Here is a 13019-nt window from a genome sequence, read left to right as displayed (position 1 = left end):
GGCCGGGCACGCCACCTGACACCCGGCACCCGTGTGCTCGGCCTCGCCGGCCGATCGGGCGGCGAGGCCGAGCACCCGGACCCACGCCGACCGACCGCACGGGGCTTCCTTCCGCCGAAGCGTCGCCTCAGCGCAGCGACTCCGGCAGCCCCTCCCGGTGCACGACGCCCAGCCGCTGCGTCGCCCGGGTCAGCGCCACGTACAGGTCGCTGGTCCCGAACCGCCCCGGCTCCACGACCAGGACGTGGTCGAACTCCAGGCCCTTCGCCTCGCGCGGGCCGAGCAGCACCACAGCACGCGTGAGGTCGGGTTCGTCGCCCGCCGTGACCCCGTCGAGCGGGCCCGCGATCTCCTCGTGCAACTCGCGCGGCGCGATCACCGCGAGGCGCCCCTCCCCGGGCGTCAGCTCCTCGACGGCCCGCGCCACCGCGCCCGCGAGATCCGCACCGGCGTCCCGCGTCCACGGCGCCTCGCCGGTGGACCGCACCGAGCCGGGCGGCTCGAACGACGGGTCCTCGGCCTGTATCACCCTGGCCGCCAACTCCATGATCTCGGCGGGCGTACGGTAGTTGACCCCCAGGCGCACGTGCTCGAAACGGTCACCGACGTAGGGCTCCAGGATCCTGTTCCACGAGCCGACGCCCGCCTCCTCCGAGGTCTGCGCCGGGTCACCGACGAGGGTCAGCGAGCGGGTCGGCGACCGCCGCATCAGCAGCCGCCACGCCATCGGCGACAGCTCCTGCGCCTCGTCGACGATGATGTGCCCGAACGCCCAGGTCCGGTCGGCGGCCGCCCGCTCGGCGGCGCTCCGGTGGTCGGCCTCCTCGTGGCGCTCGGCCATCCGCTCGGCGTCGATGATGTTGTGGGCGGCGAGGATCTCCGACTCCTCCTCGTCCTCGAACTCGTACGTCTCCGACCCCAGCGACAGGTCCAGGACACCCTGCGCGTAGGCGACCCGCTCCTGGCGCTCGGCCTCGGCGGCGGCCCGCTCGGCACTGTCGTCGGACCCGAGCAGCTCGGCCGCCTCGTCGAGGAGCGGCACGTCGGCGGGGGTCCACCCACCGTCGCCGGGAGCGCGCCGGATGGCGTCGGCGTCCTCGTCGGCCAGGTACACCGGCTCCGCCAGGTAGTCGGCGAGGAACTCCTGCGGGGTGAGCAGCGGCCACAGGTCACCGATCGCGGCGTGGACCTCCTCGCTCGTGGCGACACCCTTGCCGAGCTGGGCGACGTCGTCCGCGCCCAGGAAGTTCGGGCCGCCGTAGGGGTCCGCGCCGATGCGTTCGGTGAGCTGCGCGGTCAGTGCGTCGATGACGTGGAAGGTGAAGTACGGCCGCGCGAGGTTGTGCGGCAGCCGGGTCTCGCGGGCCGCCTGCCGGGCCTCGTAGGCGATCTCCCAGTCCAGCACGAGGTCACCGTCGTCGTGCCGGACGACCACAGGTGCGCCGGGCTCCGGCAGCGCCTGCCGGTCGCGTACGGCCAGGGCGAGCGCCTCGGCCATCCCCGCCCCGCCCTTGACGGCCGCCGCGCGGGGGCTGTCGGCCCCCCGGGCATGGACGCCGGGGAACAGCTCGGCCTGCGTGGCGAGCATGACCCCGGTCTCGCCGAGCGCGGGAAGCACCTCGCCGATGTAGCGGAGGAAGGCCGGGTTGGGGCCCACGACCAGGACCGCGCGCTTGGCCAGCAGCTCGCGGTGCTCGTAGAGGAGGAAGGCCGCACGGTGCAGCGCGACCGCCGTCTTGCCCGTGCCGGGGCCGCCCTCGACGACGAGGACACCACGGTGCGGCGCACGGATGATCCGGTCCTGCTCCGCCTGGATCGTCCGCACGATGTCGCCCATGCGGCCGGTACGGGCGGAGCTGAGCGCGGCGAGCAGCACGGCGTCACCGGTCGGGTCCTCGAAGCCGCTGCGCTCGTCGTCGCCCAGATCGAGGATCTCGTCGTGGAGCTCGGTCACCGTGCGGCCCTCGGTGGTGAGGTGTCTGCGCCGGCGCAGACCCATCGGCGTATGCCCGGTGGCGAGATAGAAGGGCCGTGCGACCGGCGCCCGCCAGTCGATCAGAAGGGGCGTGTGTGCGGTGTCGTCCTCACGAATTCCGATACGGCCGATATGGTGCGCGGCGCCGTCCCGGAGATCGATACGGCCGAAGCACAGGGAGCCGTCCACCGCATTCAGGGCGGCGAGCAGACCCGAACGCTCGGAGACGAGGACATCGCGCTCCAACCGGGCCTGCAGGCCGTTCCCCACCGGGGTCAACGCGTCCTCGACACGCTGCGCGGTGATCCCGCGCAGCTCGTCGACACGGTCGTAGAGCCGGTCGATGAATTCCTGCTCCTTCTGCAATTCGACGTTTTCGCGAGTTGACAAAATCGCTCCCTGCCGGATATGGTGTTTCTAGTGGCCCCCGGTGAGGGGCCTTTTTCTGTGGGCGCACAGAACCACTCAATATACGTGAGGAAATCCCCGGTCCGCAATTGCGGTCGGGGATTTCCCATGTCCGGCTGTCGGGGCGGGGGCCTCTGGTTCCGGGGCCGTCGGCCCGGGTTCAGCTCCGGGCGGCAGGGGCGAGCACCACGAACTCCGCTCCCCACGGATCGAGGCAGACGGCCAGCCGGCCGACCCCTTCCGCGTCGTCGGGGCCCATCTGCAGGCTGCCCCCGTTGCCGGTGACCTCGGCGACCGCTGCATCGCAGTCGGTGACGGCGAACACCGGGTGCCAGTACCCCTGGCCGCCCGTCCGCGCGAGGTGCTGCCCGGACAGTTCCATGAGGCCGCCGTGCATGCGGTCCTCAGGGAGCCCGGAGGGCGTGATCAGGGTGTACGCCCCGCCGCCCGGCATCTCCATCTCACCGAACTGCCAGCCGAGGACCGTGCCGTAGAACTCCTTCGCCGCCGCGGCGTCCGTCGTGTACAGCTCCGTCCACGACAGCGAGCCCGGGGCGTCCACCAGGTCCACGCCCTTGGTGCTCCCGGGCTGCCACACGGCGAACTGGGCCCCCTGCGGGTCGGTGTACTGGGCCATCCGGCCCCACGCGTCGAGGTCCCTCGGTGCCAGCCGCACCGTGCCGTTCGCGGCCTCCACCGCCCTGGTGGTGCTCTCGGCGTCGGCGACGCTGTAGTAGATCATCCAGGCGGAACGGGCGCCCTCCTCGGTGAGCCTGCCGAGCCCCGCGACGATGCCGCCGTCCTTGCGGAACATGCCGCCCTCGGGCTCCTCGGGTGAGCCCATCGGCTCGAAGCTCCAGCCGAGGACCGTGCCGTAGAACGCGGCGGCGGCCCGGACGTCGGGCGTCCCGAGGTCCAGCCAGCAGGGCGAACCGGGGACGAAATCGGTGGTGATCACAGCGGTTCCCTTCCGAAGATCCAGTCTCTTCAGCGTGGCACCGCCCCCCGGACACCGCCCGTCGAGCACGCCTCGGCCCTCAGGGTCGGCGGCGGGAGCGGCGGGTCGGCTGCATCACCGGATTCCGGGCAGGTCCTGCGGGAGGAGGCGTTCCGCCCTGCCGACGGGGTGCCCGGACCGCCCGGGCGCACGGACCGCCCGGGCGCACGGACCGCCCGGGCACACGGACCGCCCGGGCACACGGACTCAGGACGTGGCCGGGCAGTAGCCCTGCGGGCAGAACGAGTCGGCCGCCACCGATGCCGACTCCGCGTAGGTGCCGTCCCATTCGTCCTCGGGGCCGGCGACCAGGACCACCCAGCGCACCCCGTCCTCGGCGACGAAGGCCCTGAGCAGCGACCGGCGTACCGTCCCGTTCTCGCGCGGTACCAGGTACTCCAGTTCAGCGGCCTGCGATCCGTCGGCCGGGGCCAGGTCGTCCAGTCTCAGACGCTCGTAGCCGTCGAGCTTGCCCACCAGCCGGTCGGTCTCCTCCAGGGCGTCGTACGGGGTGTAGCCCGGCTCGGAAATCCGGTAGACCTGCAGGAAGCCCTCCCCGCCGTCCGTCTCGTAGTAGACGACGACGCCCTCCTCGCGCTGCTCCGCCCGTCGCTCCCAGCTCTCCCTGACCTGGACACCGAAGCCCTCGGTGTCCTCCTCCGTCACAAAGCCGGGCGGCGGTTCCTCGGCCGTGGGGGACGCGCTCCCTGCGTCGCCCTCCTCCGTTCCGGCGTCGCCCTCCTCGGTCCCGCCTGCGCCCGGGGCGGTTCCGCTCTCCTCGGTCCCGCTGGGGGTGGCCTCCGCGGACGACTCGACCCCGTGCGCCTCGTCGTCGCGGAACAGCAGCCGTCCGCCGCCGAGGGCGACCGTGCCCACCACCGCCACCGTCAGCGCGAGGGCCGCGATCCGCAGGCCCCGTTCCACGGCGTACGGCTGCTTGGTGTCCGGGGCCGGGGAGGGCTCCCAGCGCTGCCGCCGGGCGTCCCATCCCCTCATGGCAGCATTCCGGAGATCACCCCTGCGGCAACTCCGGCCGCCGTCTGCCCGCCCACGGACCCGGCTGCCCGGCCCGCCAGCGCCGCCAGCCGCCGCAGTCGGCCCCCTTCCACCCCACCGGTGGCCTGGATCTCCCGCTCGGCCTCCGCCGCCTCGCTCCGCAGCTCACCCGACTCGCCGCGCAACAGCCTGAGCGCGTCCACCAGCTGAGGCGTCGCCTCGATGAGCCGTTCCGACCGGTCGGTGGAGCGCGCATCGGTACCGGAGGCCGCCGCGCCCCCGGTCATCCGGCCGATGGCGATGCCGCCCGGGACCGGAGCCACCACGGGCGGCGGTACGTGCGTGCCCTGCGCCCTGCCGATCCGCCTGCCGGCGTCCTCGGCCTCGGCCCGGAGCCCGGCCGCGACCGCTCCGCCGTCGAACTCGCCGACGACGATGCCACCCGCCGGTTCCGCACCAGCCGGTTCCGCAGCCGCCGGTTCCGCGCCGGTGTCCCGCTCCCGGTCCGGGCGCTCCGCCTCGTCGTTTCCACCCATGTCCCGCTCCCCTGCTCGCTCGTTCGCCGTACCCGCGGTGCTCGCGGTTGCGCGCCCATCCCGCCGTTCCCCCGACGGTCCTGCTGCCGGTCCTGCTGCCGGTCCTCCGGCCGGACCTCTCCGGCCTCTCCTCGGTACTCCCGTCGGCCGGTCACCGGCCGTCCGGGCGGCCGAGCACCTGCTGGAGCGCCCCGTCGGCCCGCGCCCTGGCACCCCGGCCCGTCGCCACCGCACCGCCGCTCATCGCTCCGATGAAGACGCCGCCGTTGCTCACCTGGACGATCTGCTGCTCCAACTGCCCGGTGTCATGGCCCTTCTCGCTCAGGGCCTGGAGCGCCCCCGTACCGATGCGTTCCTGAACGGTCCGCAGGTAGCGGCTGACGTCCATCTCCAGGAGCGGTGACCGGACGCGCGCGGACGCCAGCTCCCTCACCGACGCCGCGGCCCCCTCGGCCGAGGGGGCCGTGCTGACGTGTCCGGCACGGCGCATCGCCCACCGGACCGAGCCCTCCAGGGAACGGGCGGCGGAGAAGGCCGCCGCCACTCCGGCGGCGGGAGCGGTCACCAGGGCCCGGCCGGCCGCGATCGCCGGGTACGCGCGACCCCGTTCGACGATGGCGTCGACGAGCCCGAACTCCGGCTTGAGCGGGTCCAGTACGTGCGGTACGACCTCCAGCACCAGCAACTCGCCCTGGGTGTGCACCCGGATCAGCACGGAGACCACCACATGGTGCTCCCACGCGCTGACGCGGACCCGCAGGAAGTGCCGCCGGGCCTCGCCGCCCTCGCCGACCGAAGCGAGCCGGTGCATCGCCGCCGCGGCCTCGCCGTGATCGACCTCGTGTCTCGGGGGACCGGACGGCAGGTAGACCAGCTCGTCGATCTCCACGTCCCGGAGGCGGTCCAGGCCGGACGGGGGCTCCGGAAGCCGGCCCAGATCGGCCAGCCGCTCCCTGACGCAGTTCAGCACCCCCGCGGCGGTGAGCGGCTGCGCGTCGGCTCCCGGCCTGCGGCGCAGGTCCATCACGAGGGACCAGGGCTTCAGGGCGCGACCCGATCCGACGAAGGGCCGGGCGGGTTCGTACAGGACGACCCCCGAGTTCTGTTCCCTGTCGATGGCCTGGCCGACGTCCCGCAGCCACTCGGGATCGGTCAGCTCCTCCCGCGGTCGCTGTTCGAACGCCTCGGCCTGGAGACGGTCGCACATCACCGCCTCCACCGCGCCGCGGTGCCGCCACACGGGGAACACCAGCAGCAGCGGGAAGACCACGGCCATCCAGTTCGCGGAGGTGTTCCACACGGCGGCGAGCGCCGCCGCCCAGTACAGGGCCAGCAGGATCCGGGGCGCGAAGGGAGCGAACCGGGCCCATCCGCTGGCGGTGGGCAGCAGGCCGTCCAGGGAGTAGACGCTGGTGCCGCGTCCGGACATGTTCCGCGCCAGCCACAGCAGTCCGCTGATGATCGCGTAGTTCAGCGCCCAGACACCGGAGCCCGGATACCGCCGGGTGCCGTCACCCTCCTCGAACACGTCGGTCGGGAGGAAGAAGTGTCGTTCCGTGTAGCTCTGGCCGTATCCGTCGGCCAGACTCCACGACGTCATCCAGCCGAAGCCGTCCCCGAACAGGTCGGCCAGCCAGAACAGCGTCCACAGGAGTGCGACCAGTCCGCCGGCCTGCAACTCGAGCCGGCGGGCCCGTAACGCGTGGGCCAGCACCGGGACCACGTCGACGCCGGCCGACGGCGCCACCGCTCTCCCGTCGTGCTCGACCAGCTCTTCCACGACACGGCGCCGGAAACGCGCCTGGAGATAGGGGCCCGCGCAGAGGAGGCGGGTGGTTCCTGTGTGCGAGTAACGGCTGGGGGAGGGCCCCGGGCCGGGAGTCGGGTCCGGCTGCGCAGGAACCGTCAAGGTGGCCCCAATTCCTCTTGATAGCCGCGAGTTGCGGCGAACCGATTGCTGTGAGGCGCCAGACTCTAGAGCAACCGATTACAGCGCGCCATGGGATTGCCACAGATCGCAGCGGCGGGCGTGCGTCGTGGTGCCGGCGCGTGGGACGTACGGGACGTACGGGGGCGTCGTGACGCGGTGCGCGACGATCATCTCCTGTGCCGCATCGACGGTTTCGCTCACAACGGCGGCCAGGGGCGCGTAGGGCCGCGAGAACTCCGCGTCGCGGTGACCCTCTCCTCGTGCCCCGCGGAGGAGTGTACGTTTGTACATACTCATCCGGGGGTGGCGTCCGCCCGGCCGTGCACTGCTGAAAGATCACCAGACCGATGGACCTGGCCACGCGTCGCCGCCGTACGGCGTTGTTCCTCTTCTTCCTCATACCAGGCCTGTCGATCTCCGCCTGGGTGACGCGGACCCCCGACATCAGGGACCTGCTGGGCGCGTCGACCGCGCAGATGGGGCTCGTCCTCTTCGGGCTGTCCGTCGGCTCGATGCTCGGCATCCTCACCTCCGGGGCACTGGTGGCACGCTTCGGCACCAGGCCCGTGATGGGCGTGGGGACGGTGCTGATCATCGTCAGCATGGTGGTCATCGGGTGCGGGGCCCTGCTCTCCTCCGCGCCCACCGTCACGGCCGGGCTGTTCCTCTTCGGGGCCGGCATGGGAGGCGGGGAGGTCGCGGTCAACATCGACGGGGCCGAGGTCGAGCGGATCACCGCCCGGACGGTCCTGCCCACCCTGCACGGCTTCTTCAGCCTCGGGACCGTCGTAGGAGCCTCCCTCGGGATCCTGTGCACCGCCGCCGAGTTCCCCGTGGAGTGGCACCTGACCGCCGTGGCCGTCGTCACGGCCGCCATGTTCGTGTACGCCTTCCGCGCCATCCCCGCCGGCGTGGGCAGGACCAGGAGCGACCGGCCGGCCGACGGCGGCACGGCACCGGCCCGCGCGGCCGTCCGGAAGGACCGGCGCCTGCTGCTGATCGGCGGCATCATCCTCGCCATGGCCCTGGCCGAGGGAGCCGCCAACGACTGGCTGCCCCTGCTCATGGTCGACGGCCACGGCGTGGACCCCGCCCTGGGATCGGCGGTCTACGCGGGCTTCGCCGCCGCCATGACGATCGGACGCTTCTGCGGCGGCTTCTTCATCGACCGCTTCGGCCGGGCCCCCGTCGTCCGTGCCAGCGCACTGTCCGCGGCCCTCGGCCTCGCCCTCGTCATCTTCGCCGACTCACCGGTCCTCGCCGGTGCGGCAGTGCTCTTCTGGGGCCTGGGCGCCTCGCTCGGCTTCCCCGTCGCCCTCTCCGCGGCCGGCGATTCGGGCCCCGACCCGGCCGCCCGCGTCAGCCTGGTGGCGATGATCGGCTACATCGCCTTTCTCGTCGGACCGCCCGGCCTCGGCTTCCTCGGCGACCACTACGGTCTGCGCTCGGCCATGATCCTCGTCCTCGGGTTCGTCGCCGTGGCGGTGTTCCTCGCCCCGGCGATCGGGACACGGCGTACGGCGGTCGCCGACCACACGGCCCCGGACCGTACGGTGAACGAGCAGCGCCAGTGAACGCACAGCGCCGGTGAACGCACGGCACACGTGAACGAGCAGTGCCTCACGGGCGGGTAGCCGATTCCCCCGGCGCCGGGCGGGAGCAACGGCCACCCGTCTGCTGCGCCCGCCCGGCGGGAGCCGGTCGGCGCGCACGGGCGTGGGCCGGCGGATCGTACGCACGCCCACGCGCGGCCCTGTCGACGATCACCGCAGCCGAGCGGCGACGCGGCGCTGTGCCTCGACCACCACGGGGAGGCCGTTGCCGGCGGGGCGGGCGATACCCCCTTGACCTGGGAAAACCACAAGTCACACACTGGCCCGGCCCCCGCGCGGGGGAGAGGAGCGAGGGGGAGCCCACATGACCACGGTCGAGGCCTGTCAGAGCCGCTGCGAGCAGTTGCTCCTGGCCGGGGGGCACGCAGCTGTGCGGCGTGCCGCGCAGGAAGGGCTGGACGAGCTCGGCCCCCAGGCCGATCTCTACTGCTGGTTGGCCCTCGGGCACGCCGTGGAGGACGACGACGACCACGATGACCGGGCGGAGGAGGCGTTCCGGGCCGGGCTCGCACTCGACGCCGACCATCTCGGGCTCCTCGCCGGGTACGCCGAACTGTGCCTGCGCGCCGACTCCTTCGAGCATCCCGGGCGTGCTGCCCGGGCCGTGGACCTCTCCCGCCGGCTCAAGGAGCTGGCACCGCAGTCCGCCGAGGCGGAACAGCTCGCCGCCGCCGAGCGCTGGGCACGGCGTGGCTACTGGGAAGACATCAGGATGAAGGCGGCGGTTCGTGCGGTCGAAGGGCGCGACACCGAGGCTCAGGCCCGTGCGCTGTCCCAGGACCTCGCGCAAGGAGGTGGCGCAGTGACGCCGGAGGCAGGCATCGTCGACCGTGACACCGCCGTCCGCGCCGCGACGATGGCCGCGCTGTCCGGTCCGTGGAACGCCCCGGTACGCGTCCTCGGCCGCCACCGCACGGTTGCCTGGTCGACCTGCTTCGTCCTCTGCTTCCTCACCAACACGCTGTTGCGGCAGACGGGGGTGGTGACGTCCTTCAGCGTGTGGGGCTGGATCTGGCTGGTGCCTCTCCTGCTCGTCGACCGGCGCTTCGCCGCCGTCCGGAAGGAAGCGGAGGCCGACCACGTGGCCCGCCTCGAAGCCGCGCTCGCCGAACGACACTGACCGGTCCGGCCGCACGACAGCCCGGTGTGCCCCGCAGAAGGTCCGGGGGCGGGGACGGGGTCGCTCCCTCGGCCAACTGAGTAGGCGTACCCACCTCGTGCGGGGTAGCTGCGCCCATACGCAGGACACCTCCTCGGACATACGGTCCTCGTATGTCCGAGGAGCCCGCAACCCCCTTCCCCGCCCCCGACCTTGCCCTTGCGCCGCGCAGGCCCAGGGTGCGTCCTTCCGCCCTCGCCGCCCTCGTGTGCGGCGGAGCGGCGCTCGCCTTCGTGTGCGTGCTGGCCTTCCGGTTCGCATGGGGGTCTGCCGACTATCCCAGGGTCGCGCCCCAGGACATGGCGGACCGGGCCTTCCAGCAGTCCCAAGAGGCGTACGACGTACTGGGGTTCACGCGCACCGTGCAGCCAGGGGTGGAGGATCTCGGCGTCAGCACGGAGAACACGCTCGGCTCCGACTACTGCTACAGCGGAGGGCTCTTCAACCTCGACGAGAGTGTCGACGGCGCCTACCGGATGAGCCACAGCTGGGCCCTGGACCGCGTGCCCGAGAGCCAGGCCGTGCCCGGACTCCGCCGCCTGCACCAGCAGCTCAAGGACGACGGCTGGGAGGTCTCGTCCTACCGTGACGGCGAGGCGGGCAACTGGGACCTCTTCGTCCAGCGGGACGACGGGGACGAGCGGATGTCCTTCACCTGGTTCCCGGACCGCGAGTACTTCATGGGCGGCGCCAGCGGTCCCTGCGCCTACGACCCCGAGTGGAAGGACGGCGATGTCGGCCCGTCCGGGGACCACCTGCGGCCACCTGCCTTCGGGCCCGCGCGACAGGGTTAGAGGCCACCCGCTCGCGCGGGGGTACTGTGCGGGCGGATGAAGTCCGCACGCAGTTGTCGCGCCGGCATCGAAGAGCGGGGGCCTCCGACGTGCCCATCGGTGACCGGTCGCAGGAGCGAACGGCCCGCCCAGGGCGCCCCATGGCAGGAGCCGGATGGCCCTGCCGTCCGTCGCGGGTCACGGGGGCGATGGGCAAGGTCTCAGGCGGCCTGTCCGGGGCGGGGGACCACGTTGATGTTGAACGTGTGGGATCCCAGACCGTTCGCGATGCCCATGAACAGCAGAGCGAAGTGCTCCTGGCCGCGTGCGGTGGTGATGCCACCGATGTCCAGCTGGGACGACGAGGGCCAGCCCAGGTCGGTGAGCAGCCGGCCGGTGGTCCGCTTGGCCTGGGCGTCGTCCCCGGAGAGGAAGACGGTGCTCGGTCCGTCGAGTCCGTCGGGGGCGCCCATCACGGTGGAGTCCATGGTGCACAGCGTCTTGACGACGGGGGTCAGAGGGAAGGCCTCCTGGATCTGTTCCCCCAGGCTGCTGTTGGGGTGCGAGAGTTCGGTGAAGTCGTCGGAGAGGCCGACCCCGACATCGATCAGCAGGACGTCGGCCAGCGCCGGTGCTCCGATGGAGCGCAGCAGTTCCACGGAGACGGCCCCTGGGGTGGCATTGACCAGCACCTCCGCGTGGGCTGCTGTCTCAGGGAGCCCCGCCACCGGAAGCCCTAACTCCTTCCGTTCCTCGGGGTGGCGTGAACCGAGGAGTACGTCATGTCCTGCGGCGCTCCAGCCCTGGGCCAGTGCTCGGGCGACGTTGCCGGTGCCAAGTAGTCCTATACGCATGGTCTGACGCTAAGGGCCTGCCGGGAAACAAGCCGTCGCTTCCGGGATTGTGGCTCGTTGTTGTGGTATGGGGAGATCGGAGGGGATCGAGACCGGGCTGGCGGCGAAGTTTCAGGCGCTGTTCCCGCACTTGGACGAGCGTCAGCGGCGACTGACCATAGGAGCGGAGGCACGCTCGCTGGGGCATGGCGGGATCAGGCTCGTCGCTCGCGCGGCGGGGGTGCGTGAGGGCACCGTTTCACGCGGGGCTGCTGAACTTGAGTCCGGTGACGTGCTGTTGGGACGGGTCCGCCGGGTGGGCGGGGGCCGCAAACGGGCGGTGGACCTGAATCCGGGGCTGCGGCCCGCGCTGCTGGCTTTGGTGGAGCCGAATGTGCGTGGGGATCCGATGTCACCGCTGCGGTGGACGGTGAAGTCGACGCGGCAGTTGTCCGCCGAGCTGGTCCGGCAGGGCCATCGGGTCTCGGCGGACACGGTGGCGGCGGTGCTGCGCGAGGAGGGCTTCAGCCTCCAGGGCAACGCCAAGACCACCGAAGGCAAGCAGCACCCGGACCGGGACGGACAGTTCCGCTATATCAACGACCAGGCCAAGGAGTTCCAGGCAGCAGGCGACCCCGTGATCAGCGTGGACACCAAGAAGAAGGAGCTGGTGGGCAACTACAAGAACGGCGGGCGCGAGTGGCATCGCAAGGGGGAACCGGTCCGGGTCCGTACTCACGACTTTCCCGACGCCGATCTGGGCAAGGCGATCCCGTACGGAATCTACGACCTGGCCGAGGATGCCGGCTGGGTCAACGTCGGCACCGATCACGACACCGCAGCGTTCGCCGTCGCCTCCATCCGCCGCTGGTGGCATGCGGCCGGACATGCCGCCTACCCGCACTCCGGACGCCTGCTGATCACCGCGGACGCAGGCGGTTCCAACGGACACCGGACCCGCGCCTGGAAGTTCGAGCTGGCCGCCCTGGCCCTCGAGACCGGCCTGGAGATCAGCGTGTCTCACTTTCCTCCAGGTACTTCAAAATGGAACAAAATTGAGCACCGGCTGTTCTCCCACATCACGATGAACTGGCGAGGCAGGCCGCTGACCAGCCATGACGTCATCGTCAACAGCATCGCCGCGACCACCACCCGCACCGGCCTCGCCATCCGGGCCGAGCTCGACACTGCCCTCTATGAGACCGGATTGAGGGTCAGCGACGGGCAGATGACCGCCTTGCCGCTGAACCGCCACGACTGGCATGGCGACTGGAACTACACCCTGCGTCCCGAGGAGCACCGTCGGGATGGAATCCCTCCCGTACTGCCTCAGCTCCAGCCCGGCCCCGGCCGCGCCTGGCTGGTCCACCCGGCCCTGACCGGCATGGACGACGAACGATGGGGCCAGCTCATCGGTGAGCTGGCGGCGGCCCGCACGGCCCAGCGGGAAGACGACCTACACCAGCGGCGCGGCGGCGACCGGCAGAAGACTCCCGCCGCCGGCCTCTACACCGGCCGGCGCCCGGGCCTCACTCTCGTCGACCGGCTCCTGGCCACCCTCCTCTACGAGAGGCTCGGGCTTCCCCAGGTCGCCATCGCCCGCCTCTTCGCGGTCGCGCCCCAGACCATCAACCGGCGCATCCGCAAGACCCACCAACTCCTCGACGAGATCGGGCACATCAACGCCCCGGCCGAGCACCGCCTCGCCACCCTGGACGACCTCGCAGACCTCGCCACACAGCTCGGAATCACCCCGCCACCGGAGATCAAGACGGCGAGTTGATAATCGGCAGGCCCTA

General features: G+C 71.9%; 10 protein-coding genes. 4 read left to right on the top strand and 6 right to left on the bottom strand.

Translation table 11 applies throughout. The features are described 5' to 3' along the window. Positions 1-127: 127 nt before the first annotated feature. From B9S57_RS18405 to B9S57_RS18385, 5 genes are all read right to left on the bottom strand, one after another. Positions 128-2341: an AAA family ATPase gene (locus B9S57_RS18405; protein WP_103516660.1), complete on the bottom strand. Its 2214-nt coding sequence runs from the start codon at positions 2339-2341 to the stop codon at positions 128-130. A 202-nt stretch (positions 2342-2543) separates the two neighbouring features. Continuing rightward, entirely contained in the window at positions 2544-3341 is a 798-nt protein-coding gene (locus B9S57_RS18400; RefSeq protein ID WP_103516659.1) for a VOC family protein, read from the bottom strand. 246 nt (positions 3342-3587) lie between these two features. Continuing rightward, a complete protein-coding gene (locus B9S57_RS18395; protein ID WP_103516658.1) occupies positions 3588-4376 on the bottom strand; it encodes a hypothetical protein in 789 nt (262 codons plus the stop codon). Further along, the gene (locus B9S57_RS18390; RefSeq protein WP_103516657.1) at positions 4373-4912 is read right to left on the bottom strand and encodes a hypothetical protein; all 540 of its coding nucleotides are present in this window, start codon (positions 4910-4912) and stop codon (positions 4373-4375) included. Before B9S57_RS18390 ends, B9S57_RS18395 begins: the two co-directional genes overlap by 4 nt. Positions 4913-5063: 151 nt before the next feature. Continuing rightward, a complete protein-coding gene (locus B9S57_RS18385; protein ID WP_103516656.1) occupies positions 5064-6821 on the bottom strand; it encodes a hypothetical protein in 1758 nt (585 codons plus the stop codon). 368 nt (positions 6822-7189) lie between these two features. On the opposite strand from B9S57_RS18385, the gene B9S57_RS18375 reads away from it, so the two are divergent. The 3 genes from B9S57_RS18375 to B9S57_RS18365 all read left to right on the top strand — a co-directional run bounded on the left by B9S57_RS18375 (position 7190) and on the right by B9S57_RS18365 (position 10408). Next, on the top strand, positions 7190-8416 hold the full coding sequence (locus tag B9S57_RS18375; protein ID WP_103516654.1) for an MFS transporter: 1227 nt from the start codon (positions 7190-7192) through the stop codon (positions 8414-8416). Positions 8417-8759: 343 nt separating this feature from the next. Further along, positions 8760-9575, top strand: coding sequence for a hypothetical protein (locus B9S57_RS18370; RefSeq protein ID WP_258036437.1), 816 nt, complete (start codon positions 8760-8762; stop codon positions 9573-9575). A 152-nt stretch (positions 9576-9727) separates the two neighbouring features. Then, the gene (locus tag B9S57_RS18365; RefSeq protein WP_103516653.1) at positions 9728-10408 is read left to right on the top strand and encodes a hypothetical protein; all 681 of its coding nucleotides are present in this window, start codon (positions 9728-9730) and stop codon (positions 10406-10408) included. Positions 10409-10608: 200 nt separating this feature from the next. On the opposite strand, the gene B9S57_RS18360 is transcribed toward B9S57_RS18365, so the two are convergent. Then, the gene (locus B9S57_RS18360; protein ID WP_103516652.1) at positions 10609-11241 is read right to left on the bottom strand and encodes an NADPH-dependent F420 reductase; all 633 of its coding nucleotides are present in this window, start codon (positions 11239-11241) and stop codon (positions 10609-10611) included. 67 nt (positions 11242-11308) lie between these two features. Here B9S57_RS18360 and B9S57_RS18355 point away from each other — a divergent pair, with 67 nt between their 5' ends. Then, entirely contained in the window at positions 11309-13003 is a 1695-nt protein-coding gene (locus B9S57_RS18355; protein WP_103514838.1) for an ISAzo13 family transposase, read from the top strand. Positions 13004-13019: the final 16 nt, after the last annotated feature.

Source organism: Streptomyces sp. SM10 (assembly GCF_002910915.1).
Lineage (GTDB): Bacteria > Actinomycetota > Actinomycetes > Streptomycetales > Streptomycetaceae > Streptomyces.
The sequence above is the reverse complement of the archived record's forward strand: the minus strand, read 5'-3'. Positions and strand labels throughout refer to the sequence as shown.